The sequence below is a fragment of the Oceaniradius stylonematis genome (assembly GCF_003149475.2).
GTDB lineage: Bacteria > Pseudomonadota > Alphaproteobacteria > Rhizobiales > Rhizobiaceae > Roseitalea > Roseitalea stylonematis.
This window is the reverse complement of the sequence record NZ_QFWV02000001.1, coordinates 195,868-217,621: the sequence shown is the minus strand read 5'-3', so window position 1 is coordinate 217,621 and position 21,754 is coordinate 195,868. Positions and strand designations below refer to the sequence as shown.

Annotated in this window: 22 protein-coding genes and 2 tRNA genes; 13 read left to right on the top strand and 11 right to left on the bottom strand. The window is 65.2% G+C overall.

Translation table 11 applies throughout. The features are described from left to right. The first annotated feature begins 8 nt into the window (after positions 1-8). The 4 genes from phnE (at position 9) to DEM25_RS01050 (ending at position 5,180) form a co-directional block, all read left to right on the top strand. A complete protein-coding gene (gene phnE, locus DEM25_RS01065) occupies positions 9-1,634 on the top strand; it encodes a phosphonate ABC transporter, permease protein PhnE (RefSeq protein WP_196780230.1) in 1,626 nt (541 codons plus the stop codon). 112 nt (positions 1,635-1,746) lie between these two features. Continuing rightward, entirely contained in the window at positions 1,747-2,886 is a 1,140-nt protein-coding gene (locus DEM25_RS01060) for an alpha-D-ribose 1-methylphosphonate 5-triphosphate diphosphatase (protein ID WP_109766750.1), read from the top strand. After that, the gene (phnN, locus tag DEM25_RS01055; protein ID WP_245412708.1) at positions 2,886-3,497 is read left to right on the top strand and encodes a phosphonate metabolism protein/1,5-bisphosphokinase (PRPP-forming) PhnN; all 612 of its coding nucleotides are present in this window, start codon (positions 2,886-2,888) and stop codon (positions 3,495-3,497) included. Before DEM25_RS01060 ends, phnN begins: the two co-directional genes overlap by 1 nt. Before the next feature lie 45 nt (positions 3,498-3,542). After that, positions 3,543-5,180 (top strand): thiamine pyrophosphate-binding protein, encoded by a 1,638-nt coding sequence (locus tag DEM25_RS01050; protein WP_109766751.1) that lies wholly within the window; start codon positions 3,543-3,545, stop codon positions 5,178-5,180. Positions 5,181-5,263: 83 nt separating this feature from the next. On the opposite strand, the gene DEM25_RS01045 is transcribed toward DEM25_RS01050, so the two are convergent. Next, positions 5,264-5,339: transfer RNA gene (locus DEM25_RS01045), tRNA-Ala, on the bottom strand. 85 nt (positions 5,340-5,424) lie between these two features. Beyond that, positions 5,425-5,841, bottom strand: coding sequence for a TIGR02300 family protein (locus DEM25_RS01040; RefSeq protein WP_109766752.1), 417 nt, complete (start codon positions 5,839-5,841; stop codon positions 5,425-5,427). Positions 5,842-6,096: 255 nt separating this feature from the next. On the opposite strand from DEM25_RS01040, the gene DEM25_RS01035 reads away from it, so the two are divergent. From DEM25_RS01035 to DEM25_RS01020, 4 genes are all read left to right on the top strand, one after another. Next, positions 6,097-6,753, top strand: a complete 657-nt coding sequence (locus DEM25_RS01035; protein ID WP_109766753.1) for a carboxyvinyltransferase — start codon at positions 6,097-6,099, stop codon at positions 6,751-6,753. Next, positions 6,750-7,385, top strand: a complete 636-nt coding sequence (gene cmk / locus DEM25_RS01030) for a (d)CMP kinase (protein ID WP_109766754.1) — start codon at positions 6,750-6,752, stop codon at positions 7,383-7,385. Before DEM25_RS01035 ends, cmk begins: the two co-directional genes overlap by 4 nt. Before the next feature lie 129 nt (positions 7,386-7,514). Beyond that, positions 7,515-9,221: a 30S ribosomal protein S1 gene (gene rpsA, locus DEM25_RS01025; RefSeq protein ID WP_109766755.1), complete on the top strand. Its 1,707-nt coding sequence runs from the start codon at positions 7,515-7,517 to the stop codon at positions 9,219-9,221. A gap of 118 nt (positions 9,222-9,339) precedes the next feature. After that, positions 9,340-9,678: a DUF6665 family protein gene (locus DEM25_RS01020; protein WP_109766756.1), complete on the top strand. Its 339-nt coding sequence runs from the start codon at positions 9,340-9,342 to the stop codon at positions 9,676-9,678. An 889-nt stretch (positions 9,679-10,567) separates the two neighbouring features. Here the strand turns inward: DEM25_RS01020 and DEM25_RS01015 are convergent. The 3 genes from DEM25_RS01015 to DEM25_RS01005 form a co-directional block, all read right to left on the bottom strand. Further along, entirely contained in the window at positions 10,568-11,257 is a 690-nt protein-coding gene (locus DEM25_RS01015; protein WP_109766757.1) for an HAD family hydrolase, read from the bottom strand. Between the two features lie 11 nt (positions 11,258-11,268). Continuing rightward, entirely contained in the window at positions 11,269-11,895 is a 627-nt protein-coding gene (locus DEM25_RS01010; protein WP_109766758.1) for a ribonuclease D, read from the bottom strand. 99 nt (positions 11,896-11,994) lie between these two features. Further along, positions 11,995-13,212 (bottom strand): cation:proton antiporter, encoded by a 1,218-nt coding sequence (locus tag DEM25_RS01005; RefSeq protein ID WP_109766759.1) that lies wholly within the window; start codon positions 13,210-13,212, stop codon positions 11,995-11,997. Positions 13,213-13,280: 68 nt separating this feature from the next. Here DEM25_RS01005 and DEM25_RS01000 point away from each other — a divergent pair, with 68 nt between their 5' ends. Next, positions 13,281-13,541, top strand: coding sequence for a hypothetical protein (locus DEM25_RS01000; protein WP_109766760.1), 261 nt, complete (start codon positions 13,281-13,283; stop codon positions 13,539-13,541). On the opposite strand, the gene DEM25_RS00995 is transcribed toward DEM25_RS01000, so the two are convergent. The 5 genes from DEM25_RS00995 to DEM25_RS00975 all read right to left on the bottom strand — a co-directional run bounded on the left by DEM25_RS00995 (position 13,525) and on the right by DEM25_RS00975 (position 16,082). Continuing rightward, positions 13,525-14,025, bottom strand: a complete 501-nt coding sequence (locus DEM25_RS00995; RefSeq protein WP_109766761.1) for a peptide-methionine (S)-S-oxide reductase — start codon at positions 14,023-14,025, stop codon at positions 13,525-13,527. The genes DEM25_RS01000 and DEM25_RS00995 overlap by 17 nt on opposite strands. 84 nt (positions 14,026-14,109) lie before the next feature. After that, positions 14,110-14,628: a peptide-methionine (S)-S-oxide reductase MsrA gene (msrA, locus tag DEM25_RS00990; protein ID WP_109766762.1), complete on the bottom strand. Its 519-nt coding sequence runs from the start codon at positions 14,626-14,628 to the stop codon at positions 14,110-14,112. After that, positions 14,628-15,101 (bottom strand): peptide-methionine (R)-S-oxide reductase MsrB, encoded by a 474-nt coding sequence (gene msrB, locus DEM25_RS00985; RefSeq protein WP_109766763.1) that lies wholly within the window; start codon positions 15,099-15,101, stop codon positions 14,628-14,630. Before msrB ends, msrA begins: the two co-directional genes overlap by 1 nt. An 81-nt stretch (positions 15,102-15,182) precedes the next feature. Beyond that, positions 15,183-15,626, bottom strand: a complete 444-nt coding sequence (locus DEM25_RS00980) for a hypothetical protein (RefSeq protein WP_109766853.1) — start codon at positions 15,624-15,626, stop codon at positions 15,183-15,185. A 369-nt stretch (positions 15,627-15,995) separates the two neighbouring features. Continuing rightward, positions 15,996-16,082 (bottom strand) — tRNA-Leu (locus DEM25_RS00975). 195 nt (positions 16,083-16,277) lie between these two features. Here DEM25_RS00975 and DEM25_RS00970 point away from each other — a divergent pair. Next, the gene (locus DEM25_RS00970) at positions 16,278-17,177 is read left to right on the top strand and encodes a ribokinase (protein ID WP_109766764.1); all 900 of its coding nucleotides are present in this window, start codon (positions 16,278-16,280) and stop codon (positions 17,175-17,177) included. 6 nt (positions 17,178-17,183) lie between these two features. Here DEM25_RS00970 and DEM25_RS00965 read toward each other — a convergent pair whose 3' ends face one another. Then, positions 17,184-18,125, bottom strand: coding sequence for a nucleoside hydrolase (locus DEM25_RS00965; protein ID WP_109766854.1), 942 nt, complete (start codon positions 18,123-18,125; stop codon positions 17,184-17,186). A gap of 155 nt (positions 18,126-18,280) precedes the next feature. Between DEM25_RS00965 and DEM25_RS00960 the strand changes: the two genes are divergently transcribed. From DEM25_RS00960 to DEM25_RS00950, 3 genes are all read left to right on the top strand, one after another. Continuing rightward, positions 18,281-18,700, top strand: a complete 420-nt coding sequence (locus tag DEM25_RS00960; protein WP_109766765.1) for an Hsp20 family protein — start codon at positions 18,281-18,283, stop codon at positions 18,698-18,700. A gap of 133 nt (positions 18,701-18,833) precedes the next feature. Then, positions 18,834-20,051 (top strand): ABC transporter substrate-binding protein, encoded by a 1,218-nt coding sequence (locus DEM25_RS00955; protein ID WP_281004520.1) that lies wholly within the window; start codon positions 18,834-18,836, stop codon positions 20,049-20,051. Between the two features lie 21 nt (positions 20,052-20,072). Continuing rightward, a complete protein-coding gene (locus DEM25_RS00950) occupies positions 20,073-21,752 on the top strand; it encodes an ABC transporter permease (protein ID WP_109766767.1) in 1,680 nt (559 codons plus the stop codon). The last annotated feature ends 2 nt before the right edge of the window (positions 21,753-21,754 follow it).

The window sequence follows — 21,754 nt, the reverse complement described above, 5'->3', positions numbered from 1 at the left end:
ATGATGCCATGACCATGTCCGCCCAACCGCTTTCCGCCGCCCGGATCGACGAGATCATGGCTCGCCAGCCTGACGTGTTCCGGCGGCCCTTCCACAAGCGCTTCGCCGCGCCGCTGGCCGTCGCCGCGGTGACCGCCTACTGCATCTACGCCTTCTGGTTCTTCTCGATCGGCCAGGTCTTTGCCAACGGCAACTGGAACATTGCCGGCACCTATCTGGCCGACTGGGTGTCCTATGAGGTGCGGCCGGACATCGAATATCGCGACGGCGAGATCGAGGTGACGTTCCCGCGCTTTTCGCCGCTCGGCGAGAACCCCGATCCCGACTGGATCGAGACGGAACAGGGTACCGTCACAGTTATCGTCGACCGCCCGACGGACAATTCGGCATCGGCCGCACCGGCGTCGGGCTCTTTCATGTCGCCCAACTCCGATGCGACGCTGACCGCCGAGGACAACGCGCTTGATGGCGATGCGGCGGCAACGCCGGCCGACGAGGGCTTCTCGTTCATGTCGCCCAATTCCGATGCGACATTGACGGCCGAAGACAATGCCCTTGGCGGCGCGGCGCCGGCGGCGGACGAGGCGGTCGTCACGGAAACGCGGCAGGGCGTCGCGCGCGCTCTGGTGACCATCTATGAGCGCGGCACCATCGACGTGACCCCCGACCGCGTCATCGTTACCCGCTACAATGGCACGCTTGACGTTCTGATCGACCGGGAGAACGAGCAGGTCCTGCCGCAGGGGCCGCTGCCAGAGTGGGCAAGCCAGCGCGCGCCGGGCGCCAAGGTCTTCATCGACTTCGGCTTTTACGGGCGTGCAGAAATCCGTCACCGCGAGGTCAAGGTCAATCGCCGCTTCCTGGGCTGGGAGAATTTCGTGTTCGATCCGGCTTCGCCCTATTGGGGCCTGGGCTTCGGCGAGGTCATGGGCAAGGCGTTCGGCCCGCCGATCGAGGAGGGGCGGTCCAACTTCGGCATCATGTGGCAGAACATCGTCTACAACGCCGAATGGCAGCACGGCGATGTCTGGATCAAACTGCTGCAGACCATCGTGATGGCCTTCGTCGGCACGCTCTTTGCGGTCTTCATCGCCTTTCCGCTGTCCTTTGCCGCCGCCCGCAACATCACGCCCAACCGGTTCGTCAACCAGATCCTCAAGCGCTTCTTCGACTTCCTGCGCTCGGTCGACATGCTGATCTGGGCCCTGTTCTTCACCCGCGCCTTCGGCCCGGGGCCGCTGGCCGGCATTTCGGCGATCTTCTTCACCGACACGGGTACACTCGGCAAACTCTATTCCGAAGCGCTGGAAAACATCGACGACAAGCAGCGCGAAGGGGTCCGCTCGGTCGGCGCGGGCCCGGCGGCTGTCCAGCGTTTCGGCGTGGTGCCGCAGGTGCTGCCCATCTTTGCCAGCCAGGCGCTCTATTTCTGGGAGTCCAACACGCGGTCTGCGACGATCATCGGCGCTGTCGGGGCCGGCGGCATCGGCCTCAAGCTCTGGGAAGCCATGCGCACCAATCAGGACTGGGAAAACGTCTTCTACATGGTCATCCTGATCCTGATCGTCGTCTTCATCTTCGACAACGTCTCCGGCGCCTTGCGGGCACGGCTGGTCGGCCGCCAGGCGGGCTGACGGCTTGATCGCCGCGTGTCTGCGTTGAGACGGTCACGCAAACGTCATAAAGACGGACCATAGGAAGGCCGGCGCCAATGCGCCGATTCCCCGACAAAGAGAAGCGCATCCGATGACGCCGCAAACCGTTCTGACCAACGCCAACCTCGTTCTTGAAGATCAGGTCCTGCACGGCACGATCGTCATCGAAGATGGCGTGATCACCGACATTGATGCCGGCGCCGTGGCCCATGGCGAGGACATGGATGGCGACTATGTCGTCCCCGGGCTGATCGAGCTGCACACCGACCATCTCGAGCAGCATTTCGCGCCGCGTCCCGGCGTTCGCTGGCCGCTGACCGCCGCCATTCAGGCCCATGATTCGCAGATCGCGGCTTCCGGCATCACCACCGTGTTCGATTGCCTGCGGCTGGGTTCCGACGAGGATGGCGGCTTCGAAAAAGGCGAGATGCGGGCCATGTCAGGCGCCATCCAGGAGGCGCAGCGCGAGGGCCGGTTGCGCGCCGAGCACCGCATCCATTTGCGCTGCGAGGTGTCCGCCGCCGACGTGATGGACCATTTTTCCGAATTCGAGGACGATGAGGCCGTCGGCTTGATCTCGCTGATGGATCACGCGCCCGGCCAGCGCCAGTTCCAGACGCTTGACCAGTACGAGCTCTACTACAAGACCAAGCGCGGCCTGTCCGACGAGGAGTTCCGCGCCTTTGTCGAACGCCGGCAGATGCAGTCGGCGATCTATTCGGACAAGCACCGGCACGCGCTGGCTGCGATCTGCGCGGCACGCGGCATTGCCATTGCCAGCCATGACGATGCGACGCTCGATCATGTCGAGGAAGCCAAACAGTTCAACGTCACGGTGGCCGAGTTCCCGACATCGATGACCGCGGCCAAGGCGAGCCACGATGCGGGCATGGGCGTTCTGATGGGCGCGCCCAATGTTGTGCGCGGCAAGTCGCACTCGGGCAACATTGCCGCCCGCGAACTGGCGCGCGAAGGCGTTCTCGACGTGCTGTCGTCCGACTATGTGCCGTTCTCGCTGGTCTACGCGCCGTTCGTTCTGGCCGAGGAGATCGACCATATCGACCTGCCGGACGCGATCGCCATGGTGACGGCCAATCCGGCACGTCAGGTGGGGCTCGACGACCGGGGCCGGCTGGCGCCCGGCCTGCGCGCCGATCTGGTGCGTGTGGGCCGTCAGGACACGATTCCGGTCGTCCGCCAGGTCTGGCGCGAGGGGCGCCGGGTGGCCTGATGGGCGGCGTCGATCCTGCGACCGGCATGCTCTTTGCTGTCGTCGGGCGCAGCGGCGTCGGCAAGGACAGTGTCATCAACCATGCGCGCGCCGCGCTGGCCTGCGACCACCGTGTCCTGTTCGTGCGCCGCGTCATCAGCCGTCCCGCCGACAGCCGGGGCGAAGACCATGATCCGGTCACCGAAGACCAGTTTCGCCGGCTGCTGGCTGAAGGCGCCTTCTGTGCCGAATGGCAGGCGCACGGCCTGCATTACGGCATCCCGACGGCGGTTCTCGACCATGTCGAGACCGGCGGCGTTGCCATCGTCAACGGATCGCGCCAGGCGCTCGACCGGCTGTTTGACCGGTTTCCGCACGTTCAGGTGGTCGAGATCGTCGCCGACCCCGAGGTGATCGCAGCGCGCCTTGCCGCGCGCGGACGCGAAACGGCAGAACAGATCGCCGGCCGTCTCCGCCGCTCCGTGCCCGCCTATCGCGGCGCCGATACGGCGGTGACCATCGACAATAGCGGCCCGCTCGCCATCGCGGGCGACGCGCTGGCCGATCTGGTCCGTGCGCGCCTGTCGGGCGCCGTTGCACGGCTGCGCCCGGTCTTGACGAATCCCGGCTGAGCGCACACACCATCCGCCGCAACGGCATAGGATCGGGATCGGGACATGGCCAAATCCGGCGGGCAACTGGTCGTCGACGCTCTGATCGAAAATGGCGTCACGCAAGTTTTTGGCGTGCCCGGCGAGAGCTACCTGCCGGTGCTCGATGCGCTGCACGATGCGCCGCAAATCCGGTTGACCATCGCCCGCCAGGAGGGTGGGGCGGCGATGATGGCCGATGCGCACGCCAAGCTGACCGGCCGGCCCGGCATCTGTCTGGTGACGCGCGGGCCGGGCGCGGCCAATGCCTATGCGGGCGTGCATGTCGCTGCGCAGGATTCAACGCCGATGATCGTGCTGATGGGTCAGGTGGCGCGCGGCGACATGGATCGCGAGGCGTTCCAGGAAGTCGACGTCAAGGCTATGTTTGGCGATCAGGTCAAATGGGCGGCGCAGGTCAACCAGACCGAACGCCTGCCCGAATACATGGCGCGCGCCTTCTCCGTGGCGCAGTCCGGCCGGCCCGGCCCCGTCGTGCTGGCGTTGCCCGAGGACGTGCTGTCCGGCACCGCCGACACCGTCGCCGCGCCCATGTCACAGCCCATCAGCGCCCATCCGGACCCCGACGCCATCAAACGGCTTGGAGAAATGCTTCACGCGGCCGAACGGCCGCTGGTCATTGCCGGCGGGCCGGGCTGGGATGCAGGTCTGGTCGATCGCTTTGTCGCCTTCGCCGAGCGCTGGTCGTTGCCGGTGTCCTGCGCGTTCCGGGCGCAGGACCGGTTTCCCAACACTCACGCTCAGTATGCGGGCGATGCCGGCCTTGGCATCAATCCTGCGCTGGCCGATGCGATCCGCAACAGCGATCTGGTCATAGCGCTCGGCGCGCGGCTAGGCGACTGCACGACGTCCGGCTACACGCTGTTCGACGCCCCGGTGCCGCGCCAGACGCTTGTCCACATCCATCCCGAGCCCGATGAGTTGGGCCATGTATTCCAGCCGGCCCTGCCGGTCGCCGCTTCGGTCGGCGCGTTCCTCGACGCTGCCGAAGGGCTTGAGGCGCCGCGCGATCCCGTCTGGGCAAAATGGACTGCCGAGCGCAACGCGGCTTATCGCGGCTGGACGGACGAAGCCACCGCCATGCCCGGCACGTTCAATCTGGGCGAAGCGATCATCTGGCTCCGCGAGAACCTACCGGACGACGCGATCCTGACCAATGGGGCCGGCAACTATGCCGCCTGGCTGCATCGCTTCTACCGCCACCGGCGTTACCGCACGCAGGTCGCGCCGACCTCCGGGTCGATGGGCTATGGCTTGCCGGCCGCGGTCGCCGCCAAGCTCGCCGAACCCGGCAGGCCGGTGGTCGCGCTGGCCGGCGACGGATGCCTGCAAATGACCGTCCAGGAACTGGGGACGGTGGCCCAGGAAAGGCTCGGCATCATCGTTCTGGTCGTCAACAATTCCATGTATGGCACGATCCGCATGCATCAGGAGATGCACTATCCCGGCCGCATCTCGGGCACGTCCCTGGACAATCCCGATTTCGTCGCGCTTGCACGCGCCTATGGCCTTGAAGCCGAACGCGTCGCCGAAACCCGCCAGTTCGCCCCGGCCATGCAGCGCGCCCTTGCGAGCGATGGCGCCAGCCTGATCGAGATCGTCACCGACCCGCGCGCGCTGAGCCCGACCCGCACACTCGATTGATCAGGAAAATGGTGGAGGTGAGAGGATAATCCTCTCACCGGAACCGGCGGGTTGGGTTGGCGGGCGGCAACCCGCAAAAAAATTGGTGGAGCCAAGGGGAATCGAACCCCTGACCTCTTGCATGCCATGCAAGCGCTCTCCCAGCTGAGCTATGGCCCCGTAAAGGATGGTCCGCTTGAGCGAACCGGCGCTCGATACAATCTCACCGGCGCCTAATCAAGGTCTTTTGTGCCGCAGCGGACGATCAGTCGTCTTCGTCCGGATTGATTTCGACGATGCCGCTGACATCGTCCTCGTCTTCATCGTCGCTGGGAAGAAACGTGTCGTCTTCTTCCTCGTCATCGTCCAGGACTTCGTCGTCGGTATTGTCGCCAAGGTCCGGCAGATTGTCGTCGCCTTCCTCGGCGTTTTCCTCGTCGGCATCCTCAAGCGACAGCACTTCCGGGCCCTCGGTCTCGGTCTCTTCCTCGGTTGTCTCCGCGACGTCCTCTTTGACCTTTTCGGGCTTGGCCTCGACGACGTCGGCGCCATCATCCTCGAAGAAGGAGAGCGGGTAGGACTTGCCCGTATAGGGAGAGACGATCGGGTCCTTGTTCAGATCGTAGAACTTGCGGCCCGTCTCGGGGCACACGCGCTTGGTTCCAAGGTCAGGTTTTGCCACGGCAGGGCCTCATCAAGACATGTATGGGAAACGCAAACGGCCTTTGCGCATCTATCCCGCAAGGTGTTCAGGGTGGACCGGTCCATAACGGCAATGACCTACCCTGTCAAAGCCATTTCTGGCCTTGGTTCGGGCGCTGCGGAGACGGCTCGCCTTCTATGCGGCAACGGCCCGCGGTCAAGCCGATTTGACCGGCCTGACCGGCTGGCGTATGCGCCCGGACGCATGCCTGCCCGTCCGACACCCGATGGAACCATGATCGCATCCGGAACGCACCTTGCCATCATCCTTGCCGGTCTCGCCGCCGGCGAGACCGTTTGCGATGCGGCGCCCGGAGGCGAGACAGCGCCCTTGCTCGGCGCCATGAATGCTCTGGGAGCGCGGATTCGTGCTGGCCGGAACGGCGCGACAATGATCGCGGGCGCCGGCAATGGCTGCCTGCTGCAACCTGGGGCGCCGCTGGCACTGAATTCGCCCGAAGACGCGCTGCTCGTGGCAGGCTTGGTCGCGCCCTATGACTTGGCAACACGCGTCCAATGCGCCGTTGGCCTGAATGGCGATGCCGTTGCGTCGTTGCTTGCCGCATTCGCGGCGATGGGCATTCAGGCCGAGGCGGACGGACGCGACGCGATCGTCTTTGCGGGACAGGCGACAGCCAATCCCGCCATCCACGACGCCGGCGGTTGGAGCGATGCCGCGGTTGCCGCCGTCATGCTCACCGCGCTCGGCACGCCCGGCATCACCCGGGTCGGGCATCTGCCCCGCAACCCTGCGGGATTGGCCGAAATCTTCGTCCGGTTCGGCGCCGTGATCGACATCGCCGCCAACGATCGCCGCTGGTCGCTGGCCGTGACGGGTCAGACGGATATTCGCGCGCCTGCCGATACCCGCACGCAGGAGGACAGAGCATGATCCCGGTGATCGCCATTGACGGGCCGGCCGCATCGGGCAAGGGCACGCTCGCGCGCCGCATCGCGGCCCATTACGGATTGCGTCACCTCGACACCGGCCTGACCTATCGCGCCGTTGCCCATGCGCTCGTCGCCACCGGAAAGCCGCTCGACGATGAGGCTGAAGCGGTTGCCGCAGCCGAGCGGCTCGACCTTTCGGCCATGGATCGCACTGTCCTGGCCGCGCACGCCGTCGGCGAGGCGGCATCGAAGGTGGCCGTGATGCCGGCGGTGCGCCGGGCTCTGGTGGAACGACAGCGCCGCTTCGCCGAAACGCCGCCCGGCGCCGTACTCGACGGGCGGGACATTGGCACCGTCGTGTGCCCCGACGCGACGGCCAAGCTCTATGTCACCGCGAGCCCGGAAGTTCGCGCGAAACGCCGCTATCACGAGATATTGGCCGGTGGCGGCGTTGCGGATGAAGCTGCGATCCTTGCCGACATTCAAAAGCGCGACGCGCGCGACATGGGCCGCGCCGATTCGCCGTTGCGGCCCGCGATCGACGCCCACTTGCTTGACACGTCCGATATGACTATAGAGACGGCGTTTCAGGCCGCCCGTGCCAAAATCGACCGGGCACTTGAACGCAACTGAACCGTCCAGCATCGATCCCGCGCCGGACCGCCCTTCAAGGGCCGGATCGTTGTTGGCAGACAAACACAAACCCCGGCGCCCGCGCGAGGCGATGACCAGATCGATGCCGCCCGCGCATCAGGAGCATAAATGTCAGAACTGAACCCCACGCGGGAGGACTTTGCGAGCCTCCTCGAAGCCTCGTTCGCCGATCAGGATACGATCGAGGGCCGTGTCGTCAACGGCACGGTGACGGCCATCGAAAAGGACATGGCCATTGTCGACGTCGGCCTGAAGGTTGAAGGCCGCATCGCACTCAAGGAATTCGGAGCGAAAGCCAAGGACGGCACGCTCAATGTCGGCGATACCGTCGAGGTCTATGTCGAGCGCGTCGAGAACGCGCTTGGTGAAGCGGTCCTGTCGCGCGACAAGGCCCGCCGCGAGGAAGCCTGGGTCAAGCTCGAGGCCAAGTTCGAGGCCGGCGAGCGCGTCGAAGGCCAGATCTTCAACCAGGTCAAGGGCGGCTTCACCGTCGATCTGGACGGCGCCGTTGCCTTCCTGCCGCGTTCGCAGGTCGATATCCGGCCGATCCGCGATGTCACCCCGCTGATGCATACGCCGCAGCCCTTCGAAATCCTCAAGATGGACAAGCGCCGCGGCAACATCGTTGTCTCGCGCCGCACGGTTCTCGAGGAAAGCCGGGCCGAGCAGCGTTCGGAAATCGTCCAGAACCTCGAAGAAGGCCAGGTGGTCGAGGGTGTCGTCAAGAACATCACCGACTACGGCGCATTCGTCGATCTGGGCGGCATTGACGGACTGCTGCATGTCACCGACATGGCATGGCGCCGCGTCAACCACCCGACCGAGATCCTGCAGATCGGCCAGACGGTCAAGATCCAGATCGTACGCATCAACCAGGAAACGCACCGTATCTCGCTCGGCATGAAGCAGCTCGAGGCGGACCCGTGGGACGGCATCGGCACCAAATACCCGATCGGCAAGAAGATCACCGGCCGCGTGACCAACATCACCGACTATGGTGCGTTCGTCGAGGTCGAGCCGGGCATCGAAGGCCTGATCCACGTCTCGGAAATGAGCTGGACCAAAAAGAACGTCCATCCCGGCAAGATCCTGTCGACCAGTCAGGAAGTCGAAGTGGTGGTGCTGGAGGTCGATCCGGACAAGCGCCGCATCTCGCTTGGCCTCAAGCAGACGCTCAACAACCCCTGGGAAGAGTTCGAACAGCACTTCCCGGTCGGCCAGGTCGTCGAGGGCGAGGTCAAGAACAAGACCGAGTTCGGTCTGTTCATCGGCCTGGAAGGCGATGTCGACGGCATGGTCCACCTGTCGGACCTCGACTGGAACCGGTCCGGTGAGGACGCCATCGAGGATTACAACAAGGGCGATGTGGTCAAGGCCGTCGTGCTCGACGTCGACGTCGACAAGGAGCGCATCTCGCTGGGCATCAAGCAGTTGACCGGCGATGCGGTTGGCGATGCGGCTTCGTCCGGCGCGCTGCGCAAGAACGCCGTCGTCACCTGCGAAGTCACCGCGGTGAACGATGGCGGCATCGAGGTGAAGCTGGTCGACCACGATCTTGACGCCTTCATACGCCGTTCGGACCTGTCGCGTGACCGTGACGAGCAGCGCCCCGAGCGCTTCTCGGTCGGCCAGCGGGTCGATGCGCGTGTTACCCAGTTCAACAAGAAGGACCGCCGCCTCTCGCTCTCCATCAAGGCGCTGGAAATCGCCGAGGAGAAGGAAGCGGTTGCCCAGTTCGGTTCGACCGACTCGGGCGCTTCGCTGGGCGACATTCTCGGAGCCGCCCTCAAGAAGCAGGACGATGGCGACAAGTAAGCGCCTCTGACTGTCTCCATCAGACAGCCCGCCGGTCGTTGCGACCGGCGGGTTTTTTCTTGCCTCGACGCGGGTTCCTGTGCCGCTATGTCCGGCACGACACGCCGGAAAGGATGCGATGCTCAAGCCGCCGCAATTGCGCAGGTTGGCCAACGGCCAGGCAACCCTTGACGCCTTTGCCCATGAAGCCGCCGCCGAAACGGCGGCTGCGCTCGGCCGTGCCGGAAGGAAACTGGAGGCGGCGCTCGCCGCGCTCGAACGCCACGATGCGACGCCAGGAGCCAATCGCGACCGCGACGAACTGGTGCAGGAGGCGGCGGATTGCGCCTGGGCGCTGTTCATCCAGCGCGACTTTCTCGGCCTGCGCTCCGATCATCATCTGACCGGCACTTACAAGATCCCGCGTGAAGTGATGATCAGGGTCGGCGTCTTCGCCAAAAGCCGCCGGGGCGGCTAACGGTCTTGCCTTGACCTAACCGTCGCTCGGATCGAGGCGAAGGACAGGCGATCTGGCGTCCAGGCCGACGGCGCCGTCGGGCGGTCCATCACTGCGATCAACGCTGATCGAGATGGACGGGCCCTCGGGGAGCACATTGAACAAGCACGCCGCTTGAACGAATCCATGACCAGATGTTCACGCGCGCCTCAGGAAAGATCGCGCTTGCGAGGCGTGATTTGCAGCCATCGATCCTTGCGCACACTGGTTGTTCTCTATCTACATTCGCTGACCGTGTAGTGAGTGTACGCAGTGCCGCCGCGGGATGATGTGCCGGCCCGTGTCAGTGTGCAGTTGAACGATCGGCCGGCGAAGCGAGCAAGATCGCGATACCCGTCGCGGTCATCGCGCTCAAAAATGGTATTGCGAATAATGAAGTTGCGCGGAGAGGATTCCTTCGCGCATTTCAGCACCGCGAATTTGCTGTGCGACGAAGAACCCGCGGTGATCTGGCATATCGCCTTAGATTCCTCAGCTCCGACCGGGGCAGTGGCTACCGCCATCAGACCAAGTGTGCCGCATACAGTGGCCAGACTACGAAAAATTCTCATCACGCGCCCCTAAACATAAAACAAAAAGATAAAGTATTAGAGCGTATTTCAGAAATAATGCAAATTCAAACGGGATTTGCGTGATCAGTTGTTGGAGCCAGTCGCCTCGGATGCGCTTGTCAGTGCCGGTGCGACTACGCAGCTTTCTCGGGCTTTTTGATTTAATTCAAATAGCCCTTCCCAGTGCTCGATACTCCTGAGCTCCAAATGTACCCGATAGTATTGGCCGCTGCGGCGAGCCGGAACGGCTCACAAAGCACTCTCGGTCGGGCTGCTGCGAGGGGCAGGCGATCTGGCGTTCAGGCGCGCATCGCGCCGGTGTTGGCGGCGAGCCAGTCGGCCAGTTCCGCATGGCTGGTGACCACATGGTCGGCGCCGGCGTCGCTGAGTGCCGCGCCGCTCTTGTCAGTCCAGTGCCCGCCGCCGGTGAAGCCGATCACGAACTGGCCGGCGGCCTTGGCGCCGCGCACCCCGTTGGCGCTGTCCTCGACGGTGATGCACGCCTCGGCGGCGTAGCCCATCTTTTCAGCGGCATAAGCGAACAGGTCGGGCGCTGGCTTGCCGTTTTCGACCATGTCGCCCGAATACACGCCGTCGCCGAAAAACCTCGCCAGCCCGGCCTGCTCCAGCTTGAGCGGCAGGAAGGGCATCTGCGTCGACGAGGCGACGCAGCGTGGCGCGGCCATCGCCTTCAGGAGCGTGTCGACCCCGGCGATCGGCCGGACTTCCTCCAGAACGCGGCGGCGCGAGACGCTTTTGAGCGCCGTGTAGTCGTCGTCGGTCAGCGGCGTGCCGGTCTTTTCGAGCAACAGATCGGACAGTTTGGCCCGCCACTTGTCCTGCGCCAGCGCCATGAACTGGCCGACATACCAGTCGCGCTCGACCTCGATGTCCTTGGAGCGCAGGAAGTCGAACTCGACCTCCAGATAGATCGCCTCGGAGTCGATGAGCACGCCGTCGCAATCGAAGATCAGCAGGGGATCGTCCATTATCGGTCCAGTCAGCTGTGGGCGAAAAGGTCGGTTTCGGGCCAGCCCATCAGGTCGAGGCGCGCGCGCGTGGGCAGGAACCGGAAGCACGCTTCCGCCTCCTTCGTCCGGCCCTCGCGCTCGAGCCGCACGACCAGCCCATCCATCAGCGCGTGCAGATGCAGGACATCGCTGGCCGCATAGTCGAGCTGCGCGTCCGTCAGCGTTTCGGCCGCCCAGTCGGACGATTGCTGCTGCTTGGAAATGTCGATGTCCAGCAATTCGCGCGTCAGGTCCTTGAGGCCGTGCCGGTCGGTGTAGGTCCGCGTCAGCTTCGAAGCGATCTTGGTGCAGAAGACGGGCTGCGTGGTCACGCCGAACGCATGTTCGAGCACGGCGATGTCGAACCGCCCGAAATGGAAGATCTTGGTCTTCTTGCGATCGCGCATGAGGCGGGCGAGGTTGGGCGCCTTCTTCTGCCCCTTGGCGATCTGGACCACATCGGCGGTGCCGTCGCCGGGCGAAAGCTGGACGACGCACAGCCGGTCGCGATGCGGGTTCAGGCCAAGCGTTTCGGTATCGACGGCGATGCGGTCGCCATAGCGCTCCGCCGCCTCTTCGCTCAGATCGCCCTTGTGCAGGCGAATCGCCCTGGCCATGCGTGTCGTCCCCTCAAGCGGTGTCGCCCGCTTGTATGGGGCGGCGCAGCAAAGCTCAAGCGGAACCGCGCCGATTTGCGTTGGCGGCGCACCGCAAGCTCATCGGGCCGGCGCGGCGGTCCTTGCGAAGCGGTTGGACAGCGGCGTCGCCGTAAGCCCGTGCAGCACGATGCTCATCAGGACCGTCAGCACGACACAGGCGACAAGTTCCTCGCCGCCGGGAATGTCGAACCGCTCCAGCACCAGCAATGCGAACAGGATCGATGCCAGCCCGCGCGGGCCGAACCAGCCCAGGAACAGCTTCTCGTAGGTGCTGAGCCCGGTGCCGGCAAGACACAGCCAGATCGGCAGCATGCGCACCACCGTCAGGAACAGGACCGACAGGGTCGCGGTCTGCCATGTTGCATGTTCGAGCCCGACCGGCGCAAGCACCGCTCCGAAGATCAGGAATGTGAGCAGCGTCAGCAACTGGCCTTCGCCTTCCATGAATTCGCGGATGAACAAGGACGGCGCGCGCAGCGTGTTGCCGAAGACAAAGCCGCCGACGAAGGCGGCGATAAAGCCGTTGCCGCCGACCGCCTCTGCCGCAAAAAAGCTGAAAAAGGCGACCGCCAGAAAGTACAATCCCTGCGCCACCGTCGTTGTCGCGTTCCGGTCGACGGCCAGGTCGAGCAGCTTGGCCGCGCCGAACCCGATCACCAGGCCTGCGAGCGGGCCGAGCGTCACCTGCCCCAGCGCGAAAAGCGCGATATTGTCCGGCACGGCGCCGGCATGGCTGGCCATGCCGTCGGCGGCGAGGATGGCCGCAACCAGCACCACGGGCAGCGCCAGCCCGTCATTGAGCCCGCTTTCGACATTGATCGACTGGCCGATGCGTTTGGGCACCTTGCTGTTGGTCAGAACGCCCTGGCCGAGCGCCGCATCGGTCGGCGTCAGGATGGCGGCGACCAGCAGCGCCAGCGTCCAGGGCTGGTCGGGCGACACCCAGCGCGCAACCAGCGTGCCCAGAACGATCGCCATGCCCATGCCGATCAGCAGCATGCGCGCGGGGATCGCCGCATTGCCGGCGAGGTCCTGGCGGCGCACGCCCGATGCGTCGGAGAACAAAAGCAGGATCAGCGTGATCTCGGCGATCAGGTGGATCGCATCCTGATCGATCTGCTCGGGCACCATGTCGAGACCCGCCGAGCCGATTGCCAGCCCCAGCGCGGTGAAGATCATCGGCAGCGTCACGATCGACGCTTCGATGCGCCGCGACAGGAGCGCATAGGCCGCCGCAAAGGCCAGCACGATCAGTATGGTCGCCGGGCTCAGCATGTCATGTCGCCCTCTTCGGTGTGCAGGCCCTTGTCGCGGGCCGGTCGGCCCTGCAATAGATACACGCCATGCAGGCTTTTCTCGACCGCTTTCTGGCGCTGCCCGCCGGCTACAGCGAAGGCCAATACGGTGGGCGCCGCTACGGCGTGTCGGTTTCGTCGTCGGCCGACGGAAGGCGGCGCAAGCTCTATGCCGAGGAACTGGGCGGCAAGGATCATGTCAGCCTGAACCTCTATTTCCTCGCGTCGGGCAAGCCGCTGCTCAAGCCGTGCGAAACGCCTCAGGCCAGGGTGATCGACTTCGTCATGGGCTTTAAGCCGGCGCCGTGACGTGGGCCCCGAAATCGCGGCGCAGCACGGCGAGCTTCGGGTCGATATAGGCTTGGCAGAAGGGGCGCCCGGGATCTTTGGCGTAATAGTCGTGAAAGCGCGTGTCGGACGGCTTGAAAGCAACGAACGGCAGGGTCCTGGTCACCAATGCACCGCCGAACTCCGGCTGGAACCGCTCGACCAGACCGCGCGCCTGCTGCACCTGCCGATCGTCGAACGCATAGACCGCGCTGCGATACTTGCCGCGCATCGAATGCGCCGCCGTGCTGGCATGGGTCCGCAGATGCACCTCGGTCAGCGTGGCAAGATCGATGATGGCCGGATCGAAGGTGACGATCACCGCCTCCGACCAGCCGTCGAAGGGCGGATCGGACCGGATGAAACCCTGCTCGACGCTGTGCACGCCGCGCAGCGCCTGGAACACCGCCTCGGTACACCAGTGGCAGCCGCCGCCAAAGCCGATCCTGATGCGGTTCTTGCTCATGTCCGTTTTCCTTCGCGCACACGGAATGTCGATGCCGGCCGTTTGGGCCGACGCCGTATCATGCCGTGCACTCTTTCGGACGCGTCAGGCGGCCTGACCGCCGCGTCTGGGCAGCTTCCAGCCCGGCCGCGGGAAATGGCAGGTGTAGCCGTTCGGATAGCGTTCCAGATAATCCTGATGCTCCGGCTCGGCCTCCCAGAAATCGCCGACCGGCGACACCTTGGTGACGGCCTTTCCGGGCCAAAGACCGGAGGCGTTCACATCGTCGATCGTGCGCAGCGCTTCTTCGCGCTGGTCCTCGTCGACATAGAAGATCTCCGAGCGGTAGGACGCGCCGATATCGTTGCCCTGACGGTCCAGCGTGGTCGGATCGTGGATCTGGAAGAAGAACTCCAGAAGATCGCGGTAGCTGATCACCGCCGGATCGAACTCGATCTCGATGCCCTCGGCATGGCTGCCATGGTTGCGATAGGTCGCGTTCGGCACGTCGCCGCCGGTATAGCCGACGCGCGTCTTCGCCACGCCTGGCAGCTTGCGGATCAGGTCCTGCATGCCCCAGAAACAGCCGCCGGCGAGGACGGCGCGGTCAAGCGTCTTGCTCATCAGGCATTCTCCTTGTCGGTATCTGTGCCGAACAGGCCGAGAAGATCGCCATAGCCTTCGTCTTCCATGTCCTCGATGGCGATGAAGCGCAGCGAGGCCGAGTTGATGCAATAGCGCAAGCCGGTCGCTTCCTTCGGGCCATCGTTGAAGACGTGGCCGAGATGGCTGTCGCCATGCTTCGAGCGAACCTCCACGCGGCGCATGCCGTGGCTGTCGTCGAACGTCTCGACGACATGTTCGTCGATGATCGGGCGTGTGAAGCTCGGCCAGCCGCAGCCGGATTCGTACTTGTCGCTGGACGCGAAAAGCGGCTCGCCGGACACGATGTCGACATAGATGCCCTTGGCCTTGTTGTCGTTGAGTTCGCCGGTGAACGGTCGCTCAGTGCCATTCTCCTGCGTGACCCGGTACTGTTCCGGGGTCAGCCGGGAAATGGCTTCGGCGGATTTCGCATAGGTCTTGGCGCCGGTCATTTGGCTTCTCCTTTGCCGTGTCTCCCCGTTATGGGGCGGCGCACCGCCAACTTCCAGTCACCGCTGCGTGAGCCGCCGTTCTCAGGCCACCTCTTCGATCTCCAGAGTGCGGCCGTTGAAGGTGAAATCGTCGCCCGCTTCCTTGCCTTCCATCGCCTTGTAGATGGGCGCCTGGGTCGAAATGCCGATCAGCTCGACGCCCTCATGCTGGAACCGTGCCGTCGACACGGCGATGACGAAATGGCGTCCGCCGACCGTAACGATCGCGCCTTCGCCCACCTCGGATTTCGGGCTGAAATCGATGGCGCGCAGCCGGTCGATCTTGGTCTCGTAATCGTGCACGGGCTGCTCGAACGCCTCGGCCAGTTCGCTGGCCGTTTCCGCCTGCGCCCGCTCGTCCGTTTCGATCGGCTCGGAGCGGTCCAGCCGCGCGCTTGCCAGAAACTGTTCGTAATGCTCCCGGGCGTGCTCGAGTTCGGCTTCGCTCAGCGCGAGCATGGTTTCCTTGACGGCTGACTTGTTCATTTTGGCTCCTTGGTCTTCAATCGCGCCGTGCGGTCCGGCCCGGTTTGACCGTGGCCGCGCCGTCCGGCGTTCATGGGCCGTCTTACCAGCACTTTGCGCCCGCTTGCATCCCAATTCTTTGCCGCAGGCAGGCAAATGGCGTGGGCGCGCACCCTGCCGCCCGGCCATCGGCGTGCAGAGCGTAAGGTCACACATGAACGGCGCGGTGAGGAAGCGGGCAGGTGAGACGAACAATCACGAACGTCGCCGGCGGGCGGATTGGTCGATCGGTTGCCTGACGACCGGAATGAATCGTGCAGGTGGGAGGAGTTGCCTCGAACCGGAACCCGCGCGCCGGGTTGGCTGGTACTGGCGGCACGCAGACGAAAATGGTGCCCAGAAGAGGACTCGAACCTCCACGGCCTTGCGGCCACTGGCACCTGAAGCCAGCGCGTCTACCAATTCCGCCATCTGGGCACGAAATCGAGCCGTGACATATGCGGTCCACCCGGTGCTGTCAACCAAGGTCCGGGCGTGTTCGCACATGCTTGCCGGGGACGCCGCGATCGACTAACGCCATGGGCGGTTGGTGCATGCCGGGCCGCCGCGACCGCCCGCAAAGGCCGTTGCCGGACGCAAGCGTCGCGGCCGATGCGACGGGGAGGAGACGCCATGATCACGATCGCTGGTTCAATCAATCTCGACCTCGTCGCCCGCGTCGACCATCTGCCGGCGCCCGGCGAAACGGTCTCCGGTGTCGGCTATGCCGAGGCGCCCGGCGGCAAGGGCGCCAACCAGGCACTGGCCGCCCGCCGCGCCGGCCACGAGGTGCGCATGGCCGGCTGCACCGGCGATGACGCCAATGCGGACGCTGCCCTGTCCCTTCTGGACGGCGCTTCGGTGGACCTGTCCGCCGTGCGCAGGCTCGCCGAGGAGCCGACCGGCGTCGCACTGATCCTGGTCGATGCGGAGACGGGCGAAAACCAGATCGCCGTCGTGCCGGGCGCCAACGCCCGTGTCTTGGAGGGAACTGACGATCTGATCCTGTCCGCCGGCAACGCGCTGCTGCTCCAGATGGAAATCCCCGACACGGCCGTTGCGCGCGCGCTGGAAGCGGCCCGTGCGGCCGGCGCCGTGTCCTATCTGAACATCGCGCCCTTCCGTCCGGCGGCAGCCGAACTGGCGCGCCATGCGGACGTGGTGATTGCCAACGAAACCGAATTCGCCGCCCTTACCGGCGAAATCGGGCTTGCCGACGATTCGATTGACGCGCAGATGGCGCGGCTCGCCGCCGAACTCAAGGCGGCGATCGTGCTGACGCTGGGCGCCGATGGCGCGTTTGCCGCGACCGCCGACGGGATGGCGCGGGCAGCGTCGCCGGCAATCGAGCCGGTCGATACGGTCGGCGCCGGCGACACGTTCTGCGGCTATCTGGCTGCCGCGCGCGCCGAAGGCAAGGACTGGCCCGAAGCGCTCGATCTGGCCTGCCGCGCCGGCGCGCTGGCCTGCCTCACCGAAGGCGCCCAGCCCTCGATCCCCGATCGTGCGCGGGTCGACGCCTTCAAGGCATGAGCGGGTTCAGAGCGTCGCCAGCCGCTCGGTGATCAGGTCGAAAAAGCCGGCCGCGTCGATATCGCCAAGCACGTGCGCATTGGCTGGCTCGCCGGTGACGCCCCACCAGTCGATCACAGTCATGCCCAAGGTCAGTGGCGAGCCCGTCTCGATGGCCACATGACAGTCGCGGCCCGTGAACAGATCGGGCCGCAGAAGGTAAGCAATCACGCACGGATCGTGCAGCGGTCCGCCATCGGTGCCGTATTTGTCCTCGTCGAACCGTTCGAAAAAGTCGATCAGCTTTGCCGCCGCATCGCAGACCGGTGTCTTCTTGGCGCGCAGCGCGTCGATCCGGGCCTGGGTGGTCAGGGCCTTGTGGGTGACGTCGAGCGGCGCCACCACGATCGGCACGCCCGAGGTGAACACGGTGTGCGCGGCTTCCGGATCGACATAGATGTTGAATTCGGCTGTCGGCGTGACATTGCCGCCCTCGAAGAAGCCGCCGCCCATCAGCACGATCTCGCGGATTTTCGGCGCGATGTCGGGCGCCTTGATCAGCGCCAGCGCGATGTTGGTCAGCGGCCCCAGCGGACACAGCGTGACATGGCCCGCCGGATGGGCGCGGACGGTGTCGATGATGAAGTCCGGGCCGAACTGGCTTTCGAGCGGCATCGTCGGCTCGGGCAGGTCCGGCCCGTCGAGCCCCGTCTTGCCATGCACATATTCGGCGGTGACCAACGTGCGTGTCAGCGGCCTCTCGGCACCGGCGAAGACACGCGTCTGCGGCTTTCCGGCCAGCTCGCAGATCTTGCGCGCGTTCCTCTCGGTCAAGCTGAGCGGCACATTTCCGGCAACCGCCGTCACGCCGAGCACGTCGAGTTCCGGGCTCGCCAGCGCAAGCAAAAGCGCGATCGCATCGTCCTGGCCCGGGTCGGTATCGATGATGATGGCACGCGTGTCGGTCATGGCGGTCCCCCGGACATTCTTGAAAATCGCCCGCCCAGACATCATAAGACATCAAGGCGGATGCCGGACGGGTTCGCCGTGCCGCGCGACAAATGCAAGTCAAAACTTGTGCTCGCGGCAATGTCGCTTGCAAAGGACATGAAAAGGCGGTGCCCATGACCAATTTTTCCAGCCCGCTGCTGGTCGGCTTCGAGACCATCGAAAAATCGCTGGAACGGGTCGCCAAGTCGGGCGACGGCTACCCGCCCTACAACATCGAACGCATCCGCCGCGATGATGGCGCGTCGATCATGCGGATCACGCTGGCCGTCGCGGGCTTTTCCTCGGACGATCTGGAAATCACCACAGAGGAAAGCCAGCTTGTCATCCGCGGCCGGCGCGCCGATGCCGACGATCCGGCCCGCGAGTTCCTGCACAGGGGCATTGCCGCCCGGCAGTTCCAGCGCGCCTTCGTGCTGGCCGACGGCATGCGCGTCATCGGCGCGGACCTCGAAAACGGCCTCCTGCTGATCGATCTCGAGCGCCCCGAGCCGGAGCGCCTCGTCAAGCGGATCGCCATCAACGATCGCGGCTGAGCCCGCCGTTCTTGCCCGGCAACTTCACCGGAATGTGAGAGGAGGTGACGAGCCGCGTGTTGACCGGCCGGCATGGCACGTGATGTTTTCGCGCACCACTTGCCAAACCGGAGACAGCCAGCCCGTGACCGACCTGATCCGCGTAACCGCGCTGACCCTTGCGCTGACCCTTTCCGCCGGCCCGGCGATGGCCGATCCAGACCCGGCCGACTGGAATGCGGTGCTCGAAGAAGCGCGCGGCCAGACCGTCTACTGGAACGCCTGGGGCGGCTCCACCCAGATCAACGCCTATATCGGCTGGGTCGGCGAGGAACTGGAAGAGCGCCACGGCGTCCGGCTGGTGCATGTCAAGCTCGAGGACACGGCCAACGCGGTCACCACGGTCGTCGCGGAAAAGACCGCCGGCCGCGATGAAGGCGGCTCGATCGACCTCATCTGGATCAACGGCGAGAACTTTGCCTCGATGAAACGGCAGGGCCTGCTGTTCGCGCCCGACTGGGCGACGAAGCTGCCCAATTGGCGTTATGTGGATGTGGAGAACAAACCGACCATCACGGTCGACTTCACCCTGCCGACCGACGGACTTGAATCGCCCTGGGGCATGGCCAAGCTGGTCTTCTTCTACGACAGCGCCCGCACGGACGCCGCAGACCTGCCGGACAATGCCGCCGACCTTTTGGCCTGGGCCAAGGCCAATCCCGGCCGCTTCTCCTATCCCCAGCCGCCGGATTTCATCGGTTCGAGCTTTCTCAAGCAGATCCTGATCGAGACCGTGGCCGACCCGGCGGTGCTGCAGGAGCCCGTCGACGAAGCCAGCTTCGAGACGGTCACGCAGCCCATGTTCGACTATCTCGACCGGCTGCACCCGCATCTGTGGCGCAGCGCACGGGCCTTTCCCAAGGATTATCCGTCGATGAGCCAGCTTCTGGCCGACGGCGAACTCGACATCACCTTCGCTTTCAATCCGGCCGAAGCGTCGAGTGCCATCGCCAACCAGCTCCTGCCCGACACGTTGCGTTCGTTCACCTTCTCGGGCGGCACGCTCGCCAACACCCATTTCGTCGCCATTCCCTTCAATGCCAACGCCAAGGCCGGCGCTCTGGTGGTCGCCAACTTCCTGATCTCGCCGGAAGCACAGGCCCGCAAGCAGGATCCGGAAGTCTGGGGCGATCCCACCGTTCTGGCCATGGACAAGCTGTCGGCCCCGCAACGCAAACTGTTCGAGGCACTCGATCTGGGCATCGCCACGCTGCTTCCGGATGAGCTCGGTCCGGCTCTTGACGAGCCGCACCCGACATGGATGTCGCGTCTGGAAGAGCGCTGGTCGGCCCGCTACGCCGTCGGCAACTGACCGTCGGCGGCCCGGCGCGCCATGCTCCGCTTCGCGCCGCCGCTGGCCCTGTTCGTTCTCGCGGCCCCGCTGGCATGCGGGCTGATGGGCACGGTGCTGCCCGCGTTCGGCTTTTTGCCGGCGCTGGGCGGATATCAGCTGTCGACCCGGCCGTTTGCCGATCTGTTCGGCCAGCCCGGCCTCTGGCGGTCTGCCCTGCAGGCGCTGATGATCGGTCTTCTGACCACCGCCATCTCGCTGGCCATGGTCGCCGGCTTCGTCTGTGCCTGGTACGGCACGCGCGCCTTCCGCCTGATCCAGCATCTGGTTTCGCCGCTTCTGGCCGTGCCGCACGCCGCCGCCGCGTTCGGCTTTGCCTTCATGATCGCGCCGTCGGGCTATCTGGCCCGCCTGTTCTCGCCCTGGGCGACCGGTTGGGAGCGCCCGCCCGATCTGCTGGTTGTCAACGATCCGGCCGGTTTCGCGCTGATCGCGGGCCTTGTCATCAAGGAGGTGCCATTCCTGCTTCTGGTCACGCTCGCCGCCCTGCCGCAGGTGCCCGCGCTGCGTTCGCTGCGGCTCAGCCAGTCGCTCGGCTATGGCCGCATGATGGGCTTCATGTTCACCGCCTGGCCGCCGCTCTACCGGCAGATTCGCCTCGCCGTCTTCGCGGTGATCGCCTATGCCAGCGCCAATGTGGACGTTGCGTTCATTCTGGGACCGACGACGCCGCAGACGCTGCCGGTGCGCCTTGTCGGCTGGATGAACGACCCAGAACTGTCGATGCGTTTCATGGCATGCGCCGGCGCGTGTCTGCAGATCGCCGTGACGGCGGTCGCGCTTCTGATCTGGGTGGCGCTGGAGCGGATCGCCGGCCCGGTCGCCGAGGGCATCTGCGAAACCGGGCGCCGGTTTCGCCGCGACGGTTTTGCGCGCCTTGCCGCCGGCGGCATGATGGCGGCATCGGCATTGCTCGTCTTCGGCGGTCTGGGTGTTCTTGCGCTCTGGTCGGTCTCCGGCCTGTGGCAGTTTCCCTCCGCCTTGCCCGACGCCCTGACATGGCGCACCTGGCAGCGCACCGGCCCTGCGCTGTCCGGCCCGCTTGCAACGACGATCATCATCGCGCTCGCCGCAACCGCGATCTCGGTCGCGATCGCGCTCGCCTGCCTTCAGCGCGAGAACGAGACCGGCCGCACCGGCGGCAACCGCGCGCTTGCGCTGGTCTATCTGCCGCTTCTGGTGCCGCAGATCGGCTTTCTCTTCGGCCTGCAATTGCTGCTGATCGCCGGCGATGCCGACGCCAGCTGGGCGGCGCTCATCCTCGTCCATGTCGTCTTCGTCCTGCCTTACGTCTTCCTGTCGCTGTCCGCGCCATGGCGCGCCTATGACGGGCGCTATGAGGCGGTTGCCGCAGCGCTCGGTGCGCCCGCCGGGCGCGTCTTCTGGCGTGTGCGGATGCCCATGCTGCTGCGCGCCGTACTGGTGGCGGCCGCGGTCGGCTTTGCCGTCTCGGTCGGCCAGTATCTGCCGACCTTGCTGGTCGGCGCGGGCCGGTTCCCGACGATCACGACCGAGGCGGTGGCGCTTGGATCGGGTGGCGACCGGCGCGTCATCGGCGTCTACGCCTTTCTTCAGATGCTTCTGCCCTTTGTCGGCTTTGCCCTCGCAACACTCGTGCCGGCCTTGCTTTTCCGCAATCGCCGCGCGATCAGGGGTCTGTAACC

What these genes read in the sequence shown, in the direction of transcription:
- DEM25_RS01035 (WP_109766753.1), top strand. Translation starts at nt 6,097, where the DNA reads ATGATCGCATCCGGAACGCACCTTGCCATCATCCTTGCCGGTCTCGCC.
- DEM25_RS01060 (WP_109766750.1), top strand. Translation starts at nt 1,747, where the DNA reads ATGACGCCGCAAACCGTTCTGACCAACGCCAACCTCGTTCTTGAAGAT.
- DEM25_RS01005 (WP_109766759.1), bottom strand. Translation starts at nt 13,212, where the DNA reads ATGCTGAGCCCGGCGACCATACTGATCGTGCTGGCCTTTGCGGCGGCC.
- DEM25_RS01000 (WP_109766760.1), top strand. Translation starts at nt 13,281, where the DNA reads ATGCAGGCTTTTCTCGACCGCTTTCTGGCGCTGCCCGCCGGCTACAGC.
- msrA (WP_109766762.1), bottom strand. Translation starts at nt 14,628, where the DNA reads ATGAGCAAGACGCTTGACCGCGCCGTCCTCGCCGGCGGCTGTTTCTGG.
- DEM25_RS00965 (WP_109766854.1), bottom strand. Translation starts at nt 18,125, where the DNA reads ATGACCGACACGCGTGCCATCATCATCGATACCGACCCGGGCCAGGAC.
- DEM25_RS01020 (WP_109766756.1), top strand. Translation starts at nt 9,340, where the DNA reads ATGCTCAAGCCGCCGCAATTGCGCAGGTTGGCCAACGGCCAGGCAACC.
- DEM25_RS00960 (WP_109766765.1), top strand. Translation starts at nt 18,281, where the DNA reads ATGACCAATTTTTCCAGCCCGCTGCTGGTCGGCTTCGAGACCATCGAA.
- DEM25_RS01010 (WP_109766758.1), bottom strand. Translation starts at nt 11,895, where the DNA reads ATGGCCAGGGCGATTCGCCTGCACAAGGGCGATCTGAGCGAAGAGGCG.
- DEM25_RS00950 (WP_109766767.1), top strand. Translation starts at nt 20,073, where the DNA reads ATGCTCCGCTTCGCGCCGCCGCTGGCCCTGTTCGTTCTCGCGGCCCCG.
- DEM25_RS00970 (WP_109766764.1), top strand. Translation starts at nt 16,278, where the DNA reads ATGATCACGATCGCTGGTTCAATCAATCTCGACCTCGTCGCCCGCGTC.
- rpsA (WP_109766755.1), top strand. Translation starts at nt 7,515, where the DNA reads ATGTCAGAACTGAACCCCACGCGGGAGGACTTTGCGAGCCTCCTCGAA.
- DEM25_RS00980 (WP_109766853.1), bottom strand. Translation starts at nt 15,626, where the DNA reads ATGAACAAGTCAGCCGTCAAGGAAACCATGCTCGCGCTGAGCGAAGCC.
- DEM25_RS01050 (WP_109766751.1), top strand. Translation starts at nt 3,543, where the DNA reads ATGGCCAAATCCGGCGGGCAACTGGTCGTCGACGCTCTGATCGAAAAT.
- DEM25_RS00995 (WP_109766761.1), bottom strand. Translation starts at nt 14,025, where the DNA reads ATGAGCAAGAACCGCATCAGGATCGGCTTTGGCGGCGGCTGCCACTGG.
- msrB (WP_109766763.1), bottom strand. Translation starts at nt 15,101, where the DNA reads ATGACCGGCGCCAAGACCTATGCGAAATCCGCCGAAGCCATTTCCCGG.
- DEM25_RS01015 (WP_109766757.1), bottom strand. Translation starts at nt 11,257, where the DNA reads ATGGACGATCCCCTGCTGATCTTCGATTGCGACGGCGTGCTCATCGAC.
- cmk (WP_109766754.1), top strand. Translation starts at nt 6,750, where the DNA reads ATGATCCCGGTGATCGCCATTGACGGGCCGGCCGCATCGGGCAAGGGC.
- phnE (WP_196780230.1), top strand. Translation starts at nt 9, where the DNA reads ATGACCATGTCCGCCCAACCGCTTTCCGCCGCCCGGATCGACGAGATC.
- phnN (WP_245412708.1), top strand. Translation starts at nt 2,886, where the DNA reads ATGGGCGGCGTCGATCCTGCGACCGGCATGCTCTTTGCTGTCGTCGGG.